The 20,216-nt window shown below is 71.4% G+C and carries 18 protein-coding genes; 13 read left to right on the top strand and 5 right to left on the bottom strand.

What is annotated here, in order from left to right; all coding sequences use genetic code 11:
* Positions 1 to 45 precede the first annotated feature (45 nt).
* Genes V5P93_RS28250 through V5P93_RS28240 form a run of 3 tightly spaced genes read left to right on the top strand, consistent with a single transcriptional unit; the run spans position 46 to position 2,772 of the window.
* A complete protein-coding gene (locus tag V5P93_RS28250; RefSeq protein ID WP_104479482.1) occupies positions 46 to 1,266 on the top strand; it encodes an arginine deiminase in 1,221 nt (406 codons plus the stop codon).
* 13 nt (positions 1,267 to 1,279) lie between these two features.
* Positions 1,280 to 2,281: an ornithine carbamoyltransferase gene (gene argF / locus V5P93_RS28245; protein WP_104479483.1), complete on the top strand. Its 1,002-nt coding sequence runs from the start codon at positions 1,280 to 1,282 to the stop codon at positions 2,279 to 2,281.
* A gap of 32 nt (positions 2,282 to 2,313) precedes the next feature.
* Entirely contained in the window at positions 2,314 to 2,772 is a 459-nt protein-coding gene (locus V5P93_RS28240; RefSeq protein ID WP_104479484.1) for a hypothetical protein, read from the top strand.
* A gap of 56 nt (positions 2,773 to 2,828) precedes the next feature.
* On the opposite strand, the gene V5P93_RS28235 is transcribed toward V5P93_RS28240, so the two are convergent.
* From V5P93_RS28235 to V5P93_RS28225, 3 genes are read right to left on the bottom strand one after another with little or no spacing between them, the layout of a single operon-like run.
* Positions 2,829 to 4,280: an alpha-amylase family glycosyl hydrolase gene (locus tag V5P93_RS28235; protein WP_104479485.1), complete on the bottom strand. Its 1,452-nt coding sequence runs from the start codon at positions 4,278 to 4,280 to the stop codon at positions 2,829 to 2,831.
* Entirely contained in the window at positions 4,280 to 6,949 is a 2,670-nt protein-coding gene (locus V5P93_RS28230; RefSeq protein WP_245931299.1) for a glucosidase, read from the bottom strand. The genes V5P93_RS28235 and V5P93_RS28230 overlap by 1 nt, the downstream gene beginning before the upstream one ends.
* 47 nt (positions 6,950 to 6,996) lie before the next feature.
* Positions 6,997 to 7,596: a TetR/AcrR family transcriptional regulator gene (locus tag V5P93_RS28225; RefSeq protein WP_104479487.1), complete on the bottom strand. Its 600-nt coding sequence runs from the start codon at positions 7,594 to 7,596 to the stop codon at positions 6,997 to 6,999.
* An 87-nt stretch (positions 7,597 to 7,683) separates the two neighbouring features.
* Here V5P93_RS28225 and V5P93_RS28220 point away from each other — a divergent pair, with 87 nt between their 5' ends.
* Positions 7,684 to 8,625, top strand: a complete 942-nt coding sequence (locus tag V5P93_RS28220) for an NADP-dependent oxidoreductase (RefSeq protein ID WP_104479742.1) — start codon at positions 7,684 to 7,686, stop codon at positions 8,623 to 8,625.
* A 118-nt stretch (positions 8,626 to 8,743) separates the two neighbouring features.
* Positions 8,744 to 9,355, top strand: coding sequence for a malonic semialdehyde reductase (locus V5P93_RS28215; protein ID WP_104479488.1), 612 nt, complete (start codon positions 8,744 to 8,746; stop codon positions 9,353 to 9,355).
* 48 nt (positions 9,356 to 9,403) lie between these two features.
* Here V5P93_RS28215 and V5P93_RS28210 read toward each other — a convergent pair whose 3' ends face one another.
* The gene (locus V5P93_RS28210; protein ID WP_104479743.1) at positions 9,404 to 10,837 is read right to left on the bottom strand and encodes an LVIVD repeat-containing protein; all 1,434 of its coding nucleotides are present in this window, start codon (positions 10,835 to 10,837) and stop codon (positions 9,404 to 9,406) included.
* Between the two features lie 165 nt (positions 10,838 to 11,002).
* Between V5P93_RS28210 and V5P93_RS28205 the strand changes: the two genes are divergently transcribed.
* The 3 genes from V5P93_RS28205 to V5P93_RS28195 all read left to right on the top strand — a co-directional run bounded on the left by V5P93_RS28205 (position 11,003) and on the right by V5P93_RS28195 (position 14,627).
* On the top strand, positions 11,003 to 11,644 hold the full coding sequence (locus V5P93_RS28205; RefSeq protein WP_104479489.1) for a DUF305 domain-containing protein: 642 nt from the start codon (positions 11,003 to 11,005) through the stop codon (positions 11,642 to 11,644).
* Between the two features lie 134 nt (positions 11,645 to 11,778).
* On the top strand, positions 11,779 to 13,833 hold the full coding sequence (thrS, locus tag V5P93_RS28200; RefSeq protein WP_374065096.1) for a threonine--tRNA ligase: 2,055 nt from the start codon (positions 11,779 to 11,781) through the stop codon (positions 13,831 to 13,833).
* A gap of 224 nt (positions 13,834 to 14,057) precedes the next feature.
* On the top strand, positions 14,058 to 14,627 hold the full coding sequence (locus tag V5P93_RS28195; protein ID WP_104479490.1) for an HIT domain-containing protein: 570 nt from the start codon (positions 14,058 to 14,060) through the stop codon (positions 14,625 to 14,627).
* 57 nt (positions 14,628 to 14,684) lie between these two features.
* On the opposite strand, the gene V5P93_RS28190 is transcribed toward V5P93_RS28195, so the two are convergent.
* On the bottom strand, positions 14,685 to 15,236 hold the full coding sequence (locus tag V5P93_RS28190) for a YceI family protein (RefSeq protein WP_104479491.1): 552 nt from the start codon (positions 15,234 to 15,236) through the stop codon (positions 14,685 to 14,687).
* Between the two features lie 85 nt (positions 15,237 to 15,321).
* Here V5P93_RS28190 and V5P93_RS28185 point away from each other — a divergent pair, with 85 nt between their 5' ends.
* The 5 genes from V5P93_RS28185 (at position 15,322) to V5P93_RS28165 (ending at position 19,956) form a co-directional block, all read left to right on the top strand.
* Complete coding sequence (locus V5P93_RS28185; RefSeq protein WP_104479492.1) at positions 15,322 to 15,819, top strand: MarR family winged helix-turn-helix transcriptional regulator; 498 nt, start codon at positions 15,322 to 15,324, stop codon at positions 15,817 to 15,819.
* A gap of 493 nt (positions 15,820 to 16,312) precedes the next feature.
* Positions 16,313 to 16,936: a phosphatidylinositol phosphate synthase gene (gene pgsA, locus V5P93_RS28180; RefSeq protein ID WP_104479493.1), complete on the top strand. Its 624-nt coding sequence runs from the start codon at positions 16,313 to 16,315 to the stop codon at positions 16,934 to 16,936.
* The gene (locus V5P93_RS28175; RefSeq protein WP_104479494.1) at positions 16,923 to 17,855 is read left to right on the top strand and encodes a phosphatidylinositol mannoside acyltransferase; all 933 of its coding nucleotides are present in this window, start codon (positions 16,923 to 16,925) and stop codon (positions 17,853 to 17,855) included. The genes pgsA and V5P93_RS28175 overlap by 14 nt, the downstream gene beginning before the upstream one ends.
* Before the next feature lie 2 nt (positions 17,856 to 17,857).
* The gene (locus V5P93_RS28170; RefSeq protein ID WP_104479495.1) at positions 17,858 to 18,988 is read left to right on the top strand and encodes a glycosyltransferase family 4 protein; all 1,131 of its coding nucleotides are present in this window, start codon (positions 17,858 to 17,860) and stop codon (positions 18,986 to 18,988) included.
* Positions 18,985 to 19,956, top strand: a complete 972-nt coding sequence (locus tag V5P93_RS28165; RefSeq protein WP_104479496.1) for an NUDIX hydrolase — start codon at positions 18,985 to 18,987, stop codon at positions 19,954 to 19,956. The genes V5P93_RS28170 and V5P93_RS28165 overlap by 4 nt, the downstream gene beginning before the upstream one ends.
* Positions 19,957 to 20,216: the final 260 nt, after the last annotated feature.

Here is a 20,216-nt window from a genome sequence, read left to right as displayed (position 1 = left end):
GACCCGGGGACCGACCTCGGGGAATGGCTCAGCGGAGGAGACGGGATGGCACTGGGCGTGCACTCGGAAGTCGGCAAGCTGCGTCGGGTGGTGGTCCACCGGCCTGGTCTGGAGCAGACCCGGCTCACCCCGTCCAACGCGGCGGACCTGCTCTTCGACGACGTGCTGTGGGTGACCAGGGCCAAGGCGGAGCACGACGCGTTCTGCGAGGTGCTGCGCGAGCGCGGGGTGGACGTGCTGTACGCGGAGCTGCTCTTCGCCGAGGCGCTGGTCAAGCCCGAGGCCCGGGACTGGGTCGCCGACCACGTCCTGGGGGAGCGGCAGGTCGGCGTCGCCGCCGCCGGACCCGCGGCGGAGTGGGTGCGCGGCGCGGACCCGACGGTGGTGGCGGAGTTCCTGATCGGCGGTGTCACCAAGGCGGACGTGGCCAGGGACATCGGCCTGGAGTGGGAGTCGCTGGACCGCTCCGGCCTGCTGCTGCCACCGCTGCCGAACTTCTTGTTCCAGCGCGATCCGTCCTGCTGGATCTACGACGGCTACACGGTGAACCCGATGACCAAACCGGCCCGCGAGCCGGAGACGGCGATCATGGAGGCCATCTACCGGTTCCACCCGATCTTCGCCGCCGAACCGGCGGAGGTGTGGCTCGGCGGGACCGACGAGCACTGGGGCCGCGCGCACGTCGAGGGCGGCGACGTGCAACCGATCGGCAACGGCGCGGTGATGATCGGCATGGGGGAGCGCACCACACCGCAAGCGGTGCAGTGGATCGCGCGCGAGCTGTTCCGCGCGGGCTCGGCGCGTGAGGTGCTGGCCGTGCACCTGCCGAAGTCGCGGACGTACATGCACCTCGACACGGTGATCACGATGTGCGACCGGGACGTGGTGACGCTGTTCCCGCACGTCGTCGGCGGCGCGCGGACGTGGTCCATCCGGCCGGGCGACTCCGCCGAGGACCTGGTGGTGGAGCGCCGGGACGCGCCGCTGCCGGAGTTGATGGCGAAGGCCTTGGGCGTGGCCAGGATGCGGGTTGTGGAGACCGGCGGGGACGCGTTCGCGGCGGAGCGCGAGCAGTGGGACGACGGCAACAACGTCGTGGCGCTGGAACCCGGGGTCGTCATCGCCTACGAGCGCAACGTCGCCACGAACACGGCGCTGCGCAAGGCCGGGGTCGAGGTGATCACCATCGAGGGCTTCGAACTGGGGCGCGGCCGCGGCGGCTCGCACTGCATGACCTGTCCGATCGAGCGCGAGCCCGCGTTCTGAGCCTGGAGGAAGCATGGCGTACAACCTGCGCAACCGCTCGTTCGTCAAGGAGATCGACTTCACCCCGGCCGAGCTACGGCACCTCCTGCGCCTGGCGGAGGCGCTCAAGTCGGCCAGGTACGCGGGCACCGAGCGACCGCGGCTGGTGGGCCGGGAGATCGCGCTGATCTTCGAGAAGACCTCGACGCGGACCCGGTCGGCGTTCGAGGTGGCGGCCTACGACCAGGGCGCGCACGTGACGTACCTGGACCCGTCAGGATCGCAGCTGGGCCACAAGGAATCCACCGCGGACACGGCGTCGGTGCTGGGCCGGATGTACGACGCGATCGAGTACCGGGGCACCCGCCAGTCCGATGTGGAGGAGCTGTCGGCGCACGCGGGAGTACCCGTCTACAACGGACTTACCGACGAGTGGCACCCCACCCAGATGCTCGCCGACTTCCTGACCATGCACGAGGCGTCGGGCAAGCCGTACCACGGGTTGTCGTACGCGTTCCTGGGGGACTGCCGGTTCAACATGGGCCGCTCGCTGCTGGTGATGGGCGCGCTGATGGGCGCCGACGTGCGACTGGCGGGTCCTGGCGAGCTGCACCCGCCCCAGGACGTGGTCGAGCTGGCGGCGGAGATCGCGGGGCGCACGGGCGCGCGGCTGACGATCACGGACGACCCGGTGGCGGCGGTCCGGGGGGTGGATTTCGTGCACACGGACGTGTGGGTATCGATGGGGGAGAGCAAGGAGGTGTGGGACGCGCGGGTGCGGCTGCTGAAGCCGTACCAGGTGAACGGGGGGTTGTTGCAGGGCACGGGCAACCCGGCGGTGCGGTTCATGCACTGCCTGCCCGCGTACCACGACGCCGGCACGGAGGTGGGGCGGGAGATCATGGAGCACACGGGGATGCGGACGGGGCTGGAGGTGACGGGGGAGGTCTTCGACTCGTCGGCCAGCATCGTCTTCGACCAGGCGGAGAACCGCCTGCACACCATCAAGGCGGTCCTGGTCGCCACGTTGGGGTAGTCCCCCGGGGCGGCGGCGTCCACAATGACACTGTGGACGCCGCCGAGATCACCCGAGCCTTCGAGGCGGCGTTCGACGGGGCGCTGGTCTTCCACGCCTTCGCCGACTACCTGCGGGACTACGACCTCTACGTCTTCACCATGGGGCGCGAGTACTTCCGCTACCGCTTCGTCCACTGCGTGAGCGCCGAGGTGCGAACCCAACTCACCGGGGAGCTCTGGAGCAGGTCCCTGGACGACGCCTTCACCACCGAGGACCTCGACAACGCCCCGGACGACGGGTTCGTCTGGGGCGTGCGGTGGCAGGAGATGCACCCCGGGCTCAAGCTGGTGGCGAACTCGGCGCGGGCGGAGTACTGGAGGGTCCGCATCGGCATCCCGTTCCACGAAGCCGTGGTCGAGAGCAACACACAGGTGATCACGCTCGTCTTCGCCGACCTCGTGGTCGACCCCGTTGCCGGAGGGCACACCCCGTTCACCATCCGGGACTGACCCGGACCGCGCGCACGCCCCGGGCGCCGTGTCCCGGGCGTGCGCGCGGTTGCGGGCTAGGTGCGCGGCGTGACCGCCAGGATGTGGGACTGCCAGGGGAACAGGTCCACCGCGAGCCCCGGGTTGCTCAACCCCGCCCCGAGCGCCGCGTGGGAGGTCCCTTCCAGCAGGTCCGACAGCTGCCACGTGGTGCTCGGCAACCCCGGCCAGTCCAGCGGGATGTCGGCCTGGACCCGGGACGCCGACAGGTTGACGATCACCAGGTGCGTCGCCTCCTCCGCCGTCCACGACCAGGCCAGCACCTGCCGGTCGCCCGGGTCCAGCAACCGCCAGGTCCCCTGACGCACGCGGTGGTCCGCGACGGCCGCCAGCAGCCTCCGGTACCAGTGCGCCAGGTCGTGGTCCGGCGGCTCCGGCGCTCGCCGGTTCACGAACACCGGCGGCCGCACCCGCCGACCCTCGAACTGGCCCTCGTACCACAGCGTCGCGCCCGGCAGGGTCGCCACGACGACCGCCGCCGCCTTCTCCGCGTCCCGCCCGAGCCTGCTCGCCACCCGGGGTTCGTCGTGGTTCTCCAGGAAGCGGACCAGTTTCGACTGGTAGCTGAAGTCGGCGAGCAGGTGGTCGGCGACCGCGCCCGCGTCCACCCCCAGCAGCCGGTCGTACAGGCGCTTGTCGTAGCAGAACGCGAAACCCTGCTGCTGCAGCGCCCATTCCTGGTCCCAGTACGCCTCCGCGATCAGCACCGTCTCCGGGTGCGCGGCCCGCACCTCGGCGATCACCGACGGCCAGAACTCCGCACTCGGCGCCTCCCCACCCCACGTGCGCGCGAATGTCTCGTTGGTGACCAACATGGCCATATCGCACCGAATCCCGTCGCACTGCGAAGCGATGTCGACGAGCGTCGAGGCCGCCAAGCCACGCAGCACGGGGGAGAACGCGTCGACCTGGACTACGTCCGGCCACGCCGGGAAGTACGGATCCCGACCCCGAGCGACCACCCGGCCATCAAGGTCGAGCCAGGACGCCGGGTCCGCGATCAGGTTCTCCACCGTCCCCCCGACCAGCGCCGACGGCTCCTCGGCCACCCACGGGTGGTCCGGCGCCACGTGGTTGGGCACGTAGTCGAGGATCAACCGCACACCCCGCACGGCCAGCGCCGCCCGCGCCAACGCCAAACCCTCGGGTCCTCCGAACCGCGCGTCCACCACGTACCGGCGCACGCAATACGGCGAACCGATCACGTCCGCCGCGCCCAGGTCCGGTAACGCTTCCTTCAACCCCGCCCACAAACCCGGGTCCTGCGCCGCCAGCGCCAACCCCAGCGGACTCCGCTCCCACACCCCCATCAGCCACACCGCGTCCACCCCGGTCGGGGTGATCGCGTCCCACTCGGCGTCCGTCACGTCGCCCAGCGCGACTGGCCTGCCCGCCGCGCGGGACAGGTCGGTGAGCCAGACCGCGGTGTTCACCTCGTGGATGACCGGGTGCTCTGGCCAACTCGCCATCAGAAGCCCTTTCCACGTAGCAGCAGGGACAACAGGGCGACGGTGCCGGTCCAGCCGGTCTGGTGCGCGGCGCCGATGCCCGCGCCGTTGTCGCCGTGGAAGTACTCGTAGAACAGCACGAGGTCGCGCCAGTGCGGGTCGTCGCGGTAGCGGTCCAGACCACCGTGCACCGGGCGCCTGCCGTCGGGGCCGGGCAGGAAGGTGCCGATCAGCCGGTCGCCGATCTCCCCCGCGACCTCGACGAGCGTCAGGTGCCTGCCGGACCCCGTCGGGCACTCGACGGTGAACCCGTCGCCGAAGTACGCGTGCAGGTGCAGCAGCGCCCGGATGACCATGACGTTGATCGGGAACCACACCGGTCCGCGCCAGTTCGAGTTGCCGCCGAACATGGCGATGGACGACTCGGCGGGCTGGTATTCGACCCGGTTCTCCCGACCGTCCACGGTGAACACGTACGGGTGCTCGGCGTGCAGCCGCGACAGCGACCGGATCCCGTGCGGCCCCAGGAACTCGCCCTCCGACAGCATCCGGGACAGGATCCGCCGCAGCCGGTGCTCGTCGAACAGGGCGAACAGCGCGGGCCCGGTCGCGTCCGCCTGCTTCCCGTGCCCCCACAACGCCAACCGCACGGCCGGGTGCCGTTCGAGGAACGCCGCGATACCGGACACCAGCTCGGGGAACCGGTCCCGAACCGACCCGTCGATCACGGTCGCCGCCGCCAGCGGGATCAACCCGACCGCCGAGTGCACCCGTAGCGGCACCGCGCTCCCGTCCGGTTGGCGCAGGACGTCGAAGAAGAAGCCGTCCCGCTCGTCCCAGAGGCAGACCCCGTCCGCGCCGACGTGGTTGGTCGCGGCGGCGATCCACGCGAAGTTCTCGAACAGCGACTGGGCGTGTTCGAGGTAGACGGCGTTGTCGACGGCCAGCTCGACCGCTATCTGGGCCATGTTCTGGCAGAACAGCGCCATCCACGCCGTGCCGTCCGCCTGGTCGAGCCGCCCGCCCGTGGGCAGCGGCGCGCTGCGGTCGAAGACACCGATGTTGTCCAGGCCGAGGAACCCGCCCTGGAAGACGTTGCGGCCGTCGGCGTCCTTGCGGTTGAACCACCAGTCGACGTTGCGGGTCAGGCGCAGGAAGGCGTTCTCCAGGAACTCGCGGTCGCCCACGCCGGTCGCGGCTTTGTCCAGCTCGTACACGAACCACGTCGCCCACGCGTGCACCGGCGGGTTGACGTCACCGAAGTCCCACTCGTAGGCGGGGAGCTGGCCGTTCGGGTGCAGGTACCGGTGGTCCAGCAACAACTCCAGCTGCGCCTTGGCGAACGGCATGTCCACCACCGCCAGCGCGACCGCGTGGAAGGCCAGGTCCCAGGCGGCGAACCACGGGTACTCCCAGGTGTCCGGCATCGCGATGAGGTCGTTGGCCACCAGGTGGCGCCAGCCGTGGTTGCGCAGACCGGGGTCCGCGTCGAGCGGGTCCGCGCCGCGCTCGGCCAGCCACCGCTCGACGTCGAGCGCGTAGTACTGCTTCGACCACAGCATGCCCGCCAACGCCTGCCGCGCGACCCGGCGCTCCTCGTCCCCGAGATCGCCCGCCAGCGTGGCGGCGTAGAAGTCGTCCGCCTCGGCCTTCCGGCGCTCGAACACCGCGTCGAAGTCGTCGAACGGGTGCCGGGACGGGACGTGCTCGCGGTCGGTCAACCGCATCCGGATCGTCGCGCTCCGGCCCGCGGGCACGACGAGAGCGTGGTGCACGGCCGCTTTCGTGCCGACGCCGCTGGGGTCGACCGCCGTCAGCTCGCCGTCGACGACCGCCCGCCCGATGCCGTCCTTGACGTACGGGGTTTCGTTGGGGGAACCGAAAACCCGCTCGTTGTTCGTCTCGTTGCCGGTCACCAGCACGGGCGCGGGCCGGTCCGCGTAGAGCCACCGCACCCCCAGCTCCCGGTGCTCCGCCCGCACGACCGCCGCGCCCCGCACGTCCGAGGTGGCGCGCAGCGACGGCTTCTCGTCCTCGCCCGCCCACGACCAGGTGTGCCGGAACCACAGTGTCGGCAACACGTGCAGCACGGCGTCCTCAGGCCCCCGGTTGTGCGCTGTGACCCGCATGAGGACATCGTCCGGAGTGGACTTCGCGTACTCCACCTCGACGTCGAAGTACCGGTCGTCCGCGAAGGCGCCGGTATCGATCAGCTCGTACTCCGGCGCGGCCCGGTCCCGCGCCGCGTTGGTGTCCACCAGGTCCGCGTAGGGGAATTCCCCTTGCGGGTACTTGTAGAGCATCTTCGCGTAGGAGGAGGTCGGGGTGGCGTCGAGGTAGAAGTAGCACTCCTTGACGTCTTCGCCGTGGTTGCCCTCCGCGTTGGTCAACCCGAACAGCCGCTCCTTGAGGATCGGGTCCTTCCCGTTCCACAGCGCCAAAGCCAGGCACAGCAGTTGGCGGTCGTCGCTGAACCCCGCCAGCCCGTCCTCGCCCCACCGGTAGGCCCGCGACCGGGCCTGGTCGTGGGGGAACGACTCCCACGCGTCCCCGCCGCCGTAGTCCTCGCGCACGGTGCCCCACTGCCGTTCGCTGAGGTACGGACCCCACCGCCGCCAGTCGTCGGCCTCCGCCTGTCGCCCGCGTTCCGCATCGACCACGCTCTCGCCGCCCTCCACTCGTCGTCGCACCAGCCTCGACGGCGGACGGAGGTCGGCGGATCACCCCGCGCGGGCGGTCAGACGAGCGTGGGCGGCGGGTGCGGCAGCGGGTGCGCGCCCTCGGGCCGCAGCCCGTCGAAGATCAGCGCCAGGTAGCGCTGCCACAGGTCGGGCGGGGCGTCGCTGAGGTAGCCGGTGACGTAGTTCGGCGCGCACATCAGCAGCGCCACGTCGGCCCCGGTGACGTCGTCGCGGATGGCGCCGTGCGCGCGGGCCCGGTCGACGAGGTCGTGGATCACCCGGAACATGCGCTCCCGCAACGCTTCCACGTCCGCGGGCAGGGTGGTGGCGGTCTGCAGGTACGACAGGTCGAGCTGCTGGCGCTGGTGCGCGGCGGCGGTCAGGAACGCCAGCAGCGCGGCCCCCGCGTCGGCGGCGCGCAGCAGCTCCTCGCCGACCCCGGTGAGGGCGGCGATGCGGTCGCGCACGATCGCCGCGATCAGGTCCTCCTTGGTCGGGAAGTGCCGGAAGACCGTCCCCTTCCCGACCCCGGCCCGGCGCGCGATGTCGGCCACCGACGCGTCCAGCCCGCGCTCGGCGAACTCGGTGGCGGCGGCGGTCAGCAGCAGCTCCCGGTTGCGCGCGGCGTCGGCGCGCAGCGGGCGGGTCCCGGTCACCGGACCAGACTAGCAAGTTGACCGCGCGGTCCGGTTGTCGCTAACCTCAGGCTTAAGATGACCGAGCGGTCCGTTTAAGGGGTGGAGATGCAGGCTGTGGTGGTGGGCGCGTACGGCCCACCGGAGGACTACGCGGTGGGCGAGGTGCCGGTCCCGCTGCCCGGACCGGGGCAGATCCAGGTCCGAGTGGCCGCGGCGTCGCTGAACCCGGGGGACCTGCGGGTGTCCTCCGGCGAGTTCGACGTGGACCTGGAGTTCCCGTTCGTGCCCGGCAACGACTTCGCGGGCACGGTGACCGAGGTCGGCGCGGGTGTGCGCGAGTACCGGCTGGGGGAGGAGGTGTTCGGCCTGGCCATTCCCCGCGCGCTGCGGTCGCTCACCGGCGCCCGACCGTCGCTGAGCACCGGGGCGCTGGCGGAGTACGTGGTGGTCGAGGCCGACACGGCCCTGATCGCGCACCGACCGGCCGCGTTGGCCCCGGACCAGGCGGCGGCCGTCGCGACCGTGGGCTTCACGGCGCTGGGCATCATGAAGACCGCGGCGATCCAGCCGGGCGAGACAGTCCTGCTCATCGGCGGCGCGGGTGGGGTCGGTACCGCCGTCCTGCCCCTGCTGGCCGCCGCCGGAGCCCATGTGACCGCGACGGCCCGCCCCGAGGACGTGGCGCTGCTGCGCGGTCTCGGCGCCGCCGAAACCGTCCCGTACGGGGAATACCCGGTCGACGTGGACGCCATCGTCAACCTGGCCCTACCCGCCGCCGAACTGTCCTGGACCCCCGACGCGCTCCGCGCAGGCGGCCGGTTGGTGACCATCACGTTCCCGCCGCCGGAGTTCGACCCGCCCATCGACTCCCGGCCGGTCCTGGACATGGAGGCACGCCTCGCCACCATGCGCGACGTCGGCGCGGCGGCGGTCCGCGGCGACCTGTCGGCGCTGATCACCCGCCGCTACCCGCTGGCGGAGGCCGACCGGGCCTGCGTCGACTTCGTCCGGGGGCACACGGTGGGCAAGTACGTCGTCCTGGTCTGACGGTCCCGGGGGTCGGGCTGACGGCTGTGAGCACGCTCACCGGACCGGGGGAATAGTCAAGCTCTCAACTAGGTTGGATCCCGAGGAAGCACCACCCACCCAGCCAGGAGCGTCACCCATGACCGCAGTTCAGGAACCCCAGCTCTCCGTCCTCGGGTCGGAGGGGCAGGACCTGCTGTTCCGCGCGGCCCGCACCGCCAACACCTTCTCCGACGCCCCGGTGTCCGACGAGCAGGTGCGCGCCATCTACGAGCTGGTCAAGTGGGGCCCGACCGGGATGAACTCGCAGCCGCTGCGGGTTGTGCTCGTGCGCACCCCCGAGGCGCGGGAGCGCCTGGTCTCGCACCTCGGCGAGGGCAACAAGGCCAAGACCAGGACCGCGCCGCTGACCGCGATCCTGGCCGCCGACACCGAGTTCCACGAGCACCTGCCGACGGTCTTCCCGAACTTCCCCGGCGCCAAGGACTACTACGCCGCCGACCCCGGTCGCGAGGGCGCGGCCCGCCTCAACGCCACGTTGCAGGCCGGGTACTTCATCCTCGGGGTCCGCGCGATCGGCTTGGCCGCCGGTCCGATGAGCGGGTTCGACGCCGCGGGCATCGACGCGGAGTTCTTCGGTGACGGCAGGCTGCGCACGCTGATCGTGGTCAACATCGGCAACCCCGGTGCGGACGCCTGGTTCGGCCGCAACCCGCGCCTGGACTACGACCAGGTCATCACCACTGTCTAAACGCGACAAGGGGCCCTGTCGGAAACCGGCAGGGCCCCTTGCTGTGCCTTACTTGTACGTCTGCTGCGTCTGGACGTTCAGCTCGGTCCAGCGGTAGTTCTTCGCCTGGTCGGTCAACGGGTCGTTGATCTCCAGCACGTCGAAGCCCTTGCCCAGGTCCGACGAGTAGATGAACCCGTTGTAGTAGTACGCCGACCACACGCCGCCGCTCTCGGCCGCGTCGGCGGCCGGGCCGCGCTCGAAGTAGCCGACCTCGCGCGGGATCATCGAGTTGGTGAAGTCGACGACCTGCACGCCGCCCATGTACCAGGCCTGGACCATCACGTCGCGGCCCGGGATCGGCAGCAGGGAACCGTTGTGCGCCACGCAGTTCTCGCCGTCGGTCTGGTAGCGGCTGATCTTGAAGAAGCTGCGGAACTCCAGCTTCCGCGCATCGCCGCGGCCGGTGATGTCGTACACGCCGTCGGCGCCGCGGGTCTGGCCGATCTTGGCGTTGCAGGTCGCGCCGCCGCCACCGCCGAGCTCGTCGGTGAAGATCACCTTGGTGCCCGCGTTGTTGAACGTGGCCGAGTGCCAGAACGCGAAGTGCGCGTCGTCCTGCACGCGGTTGATCACCCGCGGCTTCTCCCGGTCGGAGATGTCCATCAGCACGCCGTCGCCCATGCAGGCGCCCGCAGCCAGGTCCTTCGACGGGAACACCGTGATGTCGTGGCAGCCGCTGGTGGCGCTGGTGTAGCCCAGTTCCAGGTTGCCGGGGGTGCCGCTACCGGGGTTCCCGCCGTCCGGGAACAGGTTCGGCGTCGCGATGAGCTCGGCCGCGGCCGGGTTCTTCAGCGGCACCTTGATGATGGAGATCTTGTCGTGCGGCGGCAGGCACTTGCTGATCGTCGGCGCGGGCGCGTACGACGAGACGTAGATGTAGACGTCCTTGCCGCGCTTGTCCGGCACCAGCGTGTGCGTGTGCGAGCCGCAATCGGTCTCGATCGCCTTGAGGTAGCGCGGGTTGCGCTTGTCGCTGATGTCGAAGATCTTCATGCCCTCCCAGTACGCCTTGGTGCCGTCGTTCTGGGCGACCGAGGAGCAGGAGTTGTCGCTGCGCCGCGAGTCGGTGGACAGGAACAGCAGGTTGCCGCTCACCGACACGTCGTTCTGCGAACCGGGGCAGAGCACCTGGCTGGCGATCTTGGGCTGCCGCGGGTTCTTGATGTCGTAGATGGTGAAACCGAGGTAGTTGCCCGCGATGGCGTAGTCGCCGGTGAAGGCGATGTCGGTGCCGGTCGAACCGGTGCCCTTCAAGGGCGCGGTCGCGGGGATGTTGGCTACGTGTTTGACGTTCGGGCTGGTGACGATCTGGTCCGGGGCCGGGAACTGGGACTGCGCCGCCGCCGAGGGCACACCCAGGAGTCCGGTGGCGGTCAGGGCTGTGGTGCCCAGGACCGCGAGCCAAGCCGTGGCACGCCTGCCGCGTCGGGATGAAGGCACGCTGCGCACCCCTCTCGTGGAGTCGGGAATTCGCAGTATGGCCGGTTGGTCGGACCTCTACCAGATCCGCCTGTTGGGTGTTTTCACCATTTGGAGTGGATCTGTTGCCACCCCCTGTGGACAGGTAGGTTCGGGGATCGGACGGCGGCGACGGGGAGGCGACCGATGGCGGTGCGGCGGATTGTGCTCGGCTTGCTCGCGGCGGCGCTCACCTGCGGTCTCGCCGCGTGTACCGAGGACCCGGGACCGCCGCCGAACCCGGTGGTCCAACCCGGGAAACCCGGTGAGGCCAATAGAACCCTCTCCCCGGACGAGATCTCCTCCGGTGTGCCCGCGGTGCCGCCCAACGCCGCCGACTTCGGCTACGCCGAGAACATGATCAACCACCACCAGCAGGCCGTGGACATGACCGCGCTGGCCGAGACCCGCGCGCAGGACGCGTCGGTGAAGGGCTTGGCCGCGCGCATCGGCGACACCCAGGAACCCGAGATCGGCGCCATGAACGCCTGGCTCGAGCGCAACGGCAAGCCGCGCGTCGACCCGCACCACTCCGCGCACGCGGGCCACCACGCCGCCATGCCCGGGATGGCCACGCCGGAGCAGATGGACCAGCTGCGCGCGGCCACCGGCGCCGACTTCGACAAGCTCTTCTTGCAACTCATGATCCGCCACCACGAGGGCGCCATCGCGATGGCCAACGGGGTGCAGCAGGACGGCATCGACGTGCGGGTGCAGGAGATGGCGGACAACATCGTCGCCGAGCAGTCCGACGAGATCCGCCGGATGCGCACCATGCTCGGTGTGTAGCCCTGACCTGCGGGTTCGCCGAGTTGTCCACAGGCCTGTGCAAACCGGGGAGCGGGGGTTGACGGCCGCTCGCTAGCATCCTCAGGTGTCGAGGTCACCACCCGTGTGGCCCACCCGAAACCTCAGGAGTCACCGTGGTCCAGCCACTGTCCGCCGCTGTCCTACCCGCCGAGCGCGTGGTGGTGGCCGCGGGCACTACCGCGGGCGCCGCCGTCCGCGAGGCGGGGCTGCCCGGCAAGGGGCCGGACGCCGTGGTCGTCGTGCGCGACCCGGAGGGCAGGCTGCGCGACCTGTCCTGGGCGCCCGAGGTCGACGTCGAGGTGGAGGCGGTCGCGGCGAACACCGACGACGGCCGCGCGGTCATCCGGCACTCGTGCGCGCACGTGCTCGCCCAGGCGGTGCAGCAGCAGTTCCCGGAGGCCAAGCTCGGCATCGGCCCGCCGGTGCGCGACGGCTTCTACTACGACTTCGCCGTCGACCGGCCGTTCACCCCGGAGGACCTGCAGGCGCTGGAGAAGCGCATGAAGCAGATCGTCAAGGGCGCGCAGCGGTTCTCCCGCCGGGTCGTGGAGTCGGTGGAGGCGGCCAAGGTCGAGTTGGCGGCGGAGCCGTTCAAGCTGGAGCTGGTCGACATCAAGAGCGATGTGGACGATCCCGAGGTGATGGAGGTCGGCGGCGGCGAGCTGACCATCTACGACAACCTCGACCCGCGCAGCGGCGAGCAGATCTGGGGCGACCTCTGCCGCGGCCCGCACCTGCCCACCACCAAGCACATCCCGGCCTTCAAGCTCACCCGGGTGGCCGCCGCGTACTGGCGGGGCGACCAGAACAACCAGCAGCTCCAGCGGGTCTACGGCACCGCGTGGGAGTCGCAGGAGGCGCTCGACAGCTACCTCGAACTGCTGGCCGAGGCCGAGCGCCGCGACCACCGCAGGCTCGGCACCGAGCTGGACCTGTTCAGCTTCCCCGACGAGATCGGCTCCGGCCTCGCGGTGTTCCACCCCAAGGGCGGCATCGTGCGGCGCGAGATGGAGGACTACTCGCGCCGCCGCCACGAGGAGGAGGGCTACGAGTTCGTCTACAGCCCGCACATCACCAAGGGCACGCTGTTCGAGACCTCCGGCCACCTCGACTGGTACCGCGACGGCATGTACCCGGCGATGCACCTCGACGCCGAGTACAACGAGGACGGCACGGTCCGCAAGCCCGGCCAGGACTACTTCCTCAAGCCGATGAACTGCCCGTTCCACGACCTGATCTTCCGCTCGCGCGGCCGGTCGTACCGCGAGCTGCCGCTGCGCATGTTCGAGTTCGGCTCGGTGTACCGCTACGAGAAGTCCGGCGTGATCCACGGCCTCACCCGGGTCCGCGGCATGACGCAGGACGACGCGCACATCTTCTGCACCCCGGAGCAGGTGCAGGACGAGCTGAAGTCGCTGTTGTCGTTCGTGCTGAACCTGTTGCGCGACTACGGTCTGGACGACTTCTACCTGGAGCTGTCCACCCGCAACGAGGAGAAGTACGTCGGCTCGGACGAGGTCTGGGCGCGGGCCACCGAGGCGCTGCGCGTCGCGGCCACCGACTCCGGCCTCGACCTGGTGCCCGACCCGGGCGGCGCGGCCTTCTACGGCCCGAAGATCTCCGTGCAGGCCCGCGACGCGCTGGGCCGCACCTGGCAGATGTCCACCATCCAGGTCGACTTCAACCTGCCGGAGCGCTTCGAACTGGAGTACACCGGCTCGGACGGCACCCGGCAGCGGCCGGTCATGATCCACCGCGCGCTGTTCGGCTCCATCGAGCGCTTCTTCGGCGTGCTCACCGAGCACTACGCGGGCGCCTTCCCGGCCTGGCTCGCCCCGGTCCAGGTGGTGGGCATCCCGGTCGCCGAGGACCACACCGACCACCTGCTCCAGGTGGCCAAGGCGCTGCGCGCCAAGGGCGTGCGGGTCGAGGTCGACGCCTCGGACGACCGGATGCAGAAGAAGATCCGCAACCACACGCTGCAGAAGGTCCCGTTCATGCTCCTGGCGGGCGCCAAGGACGTGGAGGCCGACGCCATCAGCTTCCGCTTCCGCGACGGCACCCAGATCAACGGCGTCCCCACGGCCCGCGCCGTCGAGGCGGTCCACGCCTGGATCACCCGCCGGGACAACACGTCCCCCACGGCCGAGACCGTCACCGTCGACTGACCGGACAACCCGCCCTCGTCGCCTCGACGGGGGCGGGTTTCTTTCAGAGCTTTCGCCAAGTGGCCGCGGCGCCGTCCACCAGTCCGATGATCGGGCTGGTCACGGCGTTCTCTTCGGCCAGGCCGCGCGATGTGTCCACTCGGGCCTGTTTGGGCCGCCCACCTCCTGGCCCCGCGCCGGGTCACGGTGGCCGGGCGCCGCGCGCGGACAACTAGGATCGGGGCATGGCCGCATTCCTGCGCTCCGAGGAGCCCGAGTACGTCCCCCAGGAGGGCGTGGGCATCCCGGACGCCCTCCAGCGACTGTGGACGCCGCACCGGATGGCCTACATCCGGGGCGAGGGCAAACCGGAGGGCGACGGCCGCGCCGGGTGCCCGTTCTGCGGCCTGGTCGACCTCGACGACGCCGACGCGCTCATCATCGCGCGGGGCGAGTCGGTCTACGCGGTGCTCAACCTGTACCCGTACAACCCCGGCCACCTCATGGTCGTGCCGTACCGGCACGTCGCCGACTACACCGACCTCACCACCGCCGAGACCGACGAGCTGGCCCGGTTCACCCAGCGCGCCATGCGGGTCGCGCGGGCCGTGGCGGCGCCGCACGGGTTCAACATCGGCATGAACCAGGGCGTGGTCGCGGGCGCCGGGATCGCCGCCCACCTGCACCAGCACCTGGTGCCGCGGTGGGGCGGCGACGCGAACTTCATGCCGGTCATCGGCCACACGAAGGTGCTGCCGCAGCTGCTCGGCGACACCCGCGAGCTGCTCGCCGACGCCTGGGACCGCCCGCTCTAGGGCGGCCCCGGCGGCGCTCGGCCCTCGTGCCACCGGACCGCTTCGAGTTCGGTGCGGTCAGCCTTGGCGCAGGACCGCTTCGAGCTCGATCTGCACGGTGATCTTGTCGCCGACCACCGCGATGCCGTTCTGCACGCCCTCGAAGTTCACCCCGAACTCCCGGCGGTTGATCTCGGTGTGGCCGGAGAAGCCGACCCGGGTGCCGCCGTACGGGTCCGGGCCGAAGCCGTTGAGCTCGAAGCGCAGCGGGACGACCTTGGTGACGCCCTTGAGGGTCAGCTCGCCGTCGAGGACGTAGGCGTCGCCGTCAGCGCGCACGCCGGTGGCCTTGTAGGTGAGGTTCGGGTAGGTCTCGACCTCGAAGAAGTCGGCCGAGCGCAGGTGGCCGTCGCGCTGCTCGTTGTAGGTGTTGATCGTGTTCAGGTCGATCACGACGTCCACGCTCGCCGCGGCCGGGTCGTCGGTGGTCACCAGGTGGCCGGAGACGCCGTCGAAGCGCCCCTTGACCTTGCTGACGACCATGTGCCGCACGGCGAAGCCGACGTCGGAGTGCGCGGCGTCGATGTCCCAGGTACCGGCGACGAACCCGGGGAGCTGGCTGAGCGTCATGGTGGACTCCAAACCGTTTTGATTGAACCTTCAACCGATACCCTACGCCGAGCAAGTTGAGAGTTCAACCAGTAGACTTCGTGGCATGGACGACACCCGCTGGCTCACCCCCGCCGAGCAGGACGTCTGGCGTGCCTTCGTCACCATGCTGGGCGCGCTCGGCGACCACATGGACAAGCAGTTGCAGCGCGACTCGGGGATGCCCTACACCTACTACGAGATCCTGGTGGTCCTCTCCCAGGCCCCGGGCCGCTCGCTGCGCATGAGCGAGCTGGCAGGCCTCAGGGGCGCCAGCCGCAGCAGGCTCTCCCACGCCGTGGCCCGCCTGGAGGAAGCGGGCTGGGTCGAGCGCCGGGAGTGCCCCACGGACAAGCGGGGCTCGGTCGCGGCGCTGACGGACAAGGGCTTCGCCGCCCTCGCCGCCGCCGCCCCGGGCCACGTGACCACGGTCCGCGAAGCCCTGTTCGACCGGCTGACACCGGAGCAGGTGGCCGTCTTGGGCCAGATCAGCGTCGCGGTCCTGGAGGGCCTCGACCCCGACCGCACCCTCCCCGGCTGCCGCGAACACCCCGACGAGCCCTGACCCGCCGGGCGAGGCGGGCAACCCCACTCGCGCGGGGACGACTTCGCGCACGCCGCCCGAGAAGGCAACAGCGGGGGCCCGCTCATGCGGGAACGACGGTGTGACCTGACCTCAGGCCGTCCCGGCGGCGGTCCGGTCCCCGCTCGCGCGGGGGACGACGTCAATGGTCTGGCCGGGATCCGGCTGACCAGGGACCAGCCTCGCGCGCGGGACGCGGCCAGATGCGGAGCCTGGGGGCCTGTCCGAGAAGCCCCGCCTGTGCGGGGACGACACTTTCTGACCTGCGGCGCTTCTCCTCGCCCTGCCCATTCTCCCGAGCTCGTCCACTTCCGGACCTCCCGCCGAGCCCAGGCCCCTCTCCGCACCGCCGCCCCGCACCCGGCTGTCCACACCGGCCCAATCGGGGTGTGAACCGGGCTGCACGGCCGTGCTCCGGGCCGGTTAGGCTGCCCAGGCCAGGTCAACCCCGCCGTTAGGTGCACCGCACAGCCCCATGCTGAACATCTTCGCCCGTGCCTCCGTCTCGCGCGTCACCGATCCGATCGGGGCGTGGTTGGTCCGCCTCGGGCTCACGCCGAACGCGGTCACCGTGTTCGGGACCGCGTGTGCCATCGCCGGGGCGTTGTGGCTCTTCCCCGCCGGTCACCTGTTCGCGGGGACCCTCGTGGTGTGGGGGTTCGCGATGTTCGACCTGCTCGACGGGGCCATGGCGCGGGCCAAGGGGGGCGGTACCCGCTACGGCGCGGTGCTCGACGCCACCTGCGACCGGCTCGCCGACGGGGCGCTGTTCTGCGGCATCACCTGGTACCTGTTCGACGTCGCGCACGACCGGACCACCGCGGTGGCCGCGTTGGTCTGCCTGGTGCTGGCCCAGGTGATCTCCTACGTCAAGGCCCGCGCCGAGGCCACCGGGCTCGACGCGGACGGCGGGCTGGTGGAGCGGGCCGAGCGGCTGATCATCACCCTGGTCGGCACCGGCCTCACCGGCCTCGGCGTCCCCCCCGCCATGAAGATCGCGCTGTGGCTGCTGGCCGCCGCCTCGGTGGTGACCGTGCTGCAGCGGCTGCTCGCGGTGCGCCGCTCCGCGCTGGAGGAGAAGACCCATGAACTGGGGTGAACGCCTCCAGACCGGGGGCTACGGGCTGGGCTGGAAGCTGGTCCGCGCGCTCCCGCACGGCACCGCCGCCGGGCTCTTCCGCGCGGGCGCCGACCTCGCCGCCCGCCGCGAGGGGGCCGGCTCCCGCCAGTTGCGCGCCAACCTCGCCCGGGTCGTACCCCAGGCTGGACCCGCCGAACTCGACGACCTCGTCCGCCAGGCGCTGCGCTCGTACGCGCGCTACTGGATGGAGGCGTTCCGCCTGCCGTCGATGGACCACGCCGACATCCACCGGCGGATCGGCGCCACCATGACCGGCAACGAGTACGTCACCGCCGCGCTCGCCGAGGGCAACGGCGTGGTGCTGGCCCTCGGGCACTCGGGCAACTGGGACGCGGCGGGCGTGTGGCTGGTCGGCGAGCACGGCCGGTTCACCACCGTCGCCGAACGCCTCAGGCCGGAGGCGCTGTACGAGAAGTTCGTCGCCTACCGCGAGTCCCTCGGCTTCGAGATCGTCCCCGCGACCGGCGGCGACAAGAACCCGGCGGTCGTGCTCGCCGAGCGGCTGCGGCAGAACGGGCTCGTCTGCCTGCTCGCCGACCGGGACCTCACCCCCGCCGGTCTCCCCGTGAACTTCTTCGGCGAGCAGACCCGCATGCCCGCGGGCCCGGCCTACCTGGCCGCCCGCACCGGCGCCGCGCTGCTGCCCGTCGGCACCTGGTACACCGACGACGGCTGGGGCCTGCGCATCCACCCGCCGGTCAAGGTCGACGGCGTGCGCGGCATCCCCGCCGCCACCCAGGCGCTGGCCGACACCCTCGCCGCCGACATCGCCGCGCACCCGGCCGACTGGCACATGCTGCAGAAGCTGTGGCTGGCCGACCTGCCCGCCGACCGCCGCGCCGCGCTCACCGACGGCGCCCCGCGCGGCAGGCGCTGAGCATGCGCGTCGGCATCGTCTGCCCCTACTCCCTCGACGTGCCGGGCGGGGTGCAGGCGCACGTGCTCGACCTGGCCAGGGCGCTGCGCGCGCAGGGCCACGAGGTCGACGTGCTGGCCCCGGCCGACGACGACACCCCGGTACCGGACTTCGTCCAACCCGCCGGGCGCGCGCTGGGCATCCCGTACAACGGCTCGGTCGCGCGGCTGTCCTTCGGCCCGGTCTCGTACACGCGCGTGCGCCGCTGGCTGCGCGACCACGACTTCGACGTGCTGCACCTGCACGAACCGACCGCGCCGAGCCTGTCCATGCTGGCCCTGATGGTCGCCGACGGGCCGATCGTGGCCACCTTCCACACCTCGACCCCGCGCTCGCGCACGCTGGTCGCGTTCCAGGCCGTGCTGCGCCCGTTCCTGGAGAAGATCACCGCTCGCATCGCCGTGTCCGCCCTGGCCCGGCGCGTGCAGGTGGAGCACCTCGGCGGCGACGCGGTGGAGATCCCCAACGGCGTCGACGTGGGCTTCTTCCGCGCCGCGAAACCCCTCGACGGCTACCCCCGCCAGGGCGGCACGGTCGGGTTCGTCGGCCGCTACGACGAGCCGCGCAAGGGCATGCCGGTCCTCCTCGGTGCTCTGCGCACCCTCGTCGACGACCTCCCCGACCTGCGGCTCGTGGTCGTCGGCAAGGGCGACGAGGCCGACCTGCGCCGCGCCGCGGGCAGCCGCCTGGCCGAGCGCATCGACCTCCTCGGCCCCGTCGACGACGAGGCCAAGGCCCGCATGCTGGCCTCCCTGGACGTCTACTGCGCCCCCAACCTGGGCGGGGAGAGCTTCGGCATCATCCTGACCGAGGCCATGGCCGCGGGCACCGCCGTGGTGTCCAGCGACCTCGACGCCTTCCGCCGGGTGCTCGACGACGGCCGCGCGGGCGTCCTGACCCAGGTCGGCAACCCCACGTCCCTGGCGGCGGGCCTGCGCGAGGTCCTGGCCGACCCGGACCGCCGGGCCACCCTGGTGGCCGAGGGCGACCGCCGGGTGGCCGCCTTCGACTGGTCGGTCGTCGCCGCCCAGGTCCTGCGGGTCTACGACCAGGCCGTCGCCGCGAACCCACGCGCGGTGGGTGAGGTGTCGTGAGCGAGTTGGCGGTGATCCTCACCGCTGTGGCGGTGCTGGTGCTGATCGGTGTCTGGCTGGTGGCGACCGCGAACCGGCTCGACCGGCTGCACGTGCGCACCGACGCGGCGTGGGCGGCGCTGGACGCGGCGCTGGCCCGGCGGGCCGTGGTGGCGCGGGCGGTGTCCGGGGTGCTGGAGCCGGTCGGCGGGGATCGGCTACGGGTGTTGGCGGAACGGGCCGAGCGGTCCGCGCGGGCGGAGCGGGAGGCCGCGGAGAACGCGCTGACCCGTGAACTGTCCACAGTGGACCGACAGGGGTTGGCGCTGACCCTCGTCGCCGAACTGGTCGACGCCGAGCAGCGCGTCGTCATCGCCCGCCGCGTGCACGGCGACGCCGTCCGCGACACGCTGGCGCTGCGGCGGCGCAGGCCGGTGCGGTGGTTGAAGCTCGCGGGCACCGCGCCCAGCCCGGAGTACCTGGAGATCGCCGAACCCGAGCTCACCGACGACACCCCGCGCCCCCGCCCCTCGGCGCGGGTCGTGCTCCTCGACGCCGACGACCGCGTCCTGCTCTTCCACGGCCACGACCCGGCCCGCACGGGCGAGACGTACTGGTTCACCGCGGGCGGGGGCGTGGAGCCGGGGGAGGACCTGCGCACGGCCGCCGCCCGGGAACTGCGCGAGGAAACCGGCATCACCCTCGACCCGGACTCCCTCACCGGCCCGATCTGGCGCCGCCGCGTCCTGTTCAGCTTCGCGGGCCGCACCTACGACGGCGAGGAGTGGTTCTTCCACGCGCGGCTGCCCGAGGGGTACACAGTGGACACTTCGGGATTCACCGCGTTGGAATCGGAGACCATCACGGCCCACCGCTGGTGGACCACCGCCGAACTCCGCGAAACCTCGGAAACCGTCTACCCGGTACAACTCGCCGACCTGCTCCCCACCCTCCCCGCCTGGGACGGCCAACCCCGCGCGGTCCGCTGATCGACTCGTCGCCGACGCGCCGCTTCGGCTGCTACCGTTCGCGTGCACTGTCCATCCTGGGGGAGGGATTCGCGCATGACTCGGCAACCGGGATCACCCGACCTGCCTGACCTGCCCGGCACACCCGGGCAGACCCAACCCGACCTACCGCCCGCTCCGCCGTTCCAGGACTGGAGCAGGCCGCCCGCCCCGAGGGCTGGCCGGCACCGGACCGCCGCAAGGGCGACTTCTCCGAGCCGGGCACGATAGGCGAACCTCCT

Origin of the sequence: Actinokineospora auranticolor, from assembly GCF_041897805.1 — a bacterium.
GTDB classification, from domain to species: domain Bacteria; phylum Actinomycetota; class Actinomycetes; order Mycobacteriales; family Pseudonocardiaceae; genus Actinokineospora; species Actinokineospora auranticolor.
Note: the sequence above shows the minus strand (reverse complement) of the source record. Positions and strands in the feature narration are given on the sequence as shown.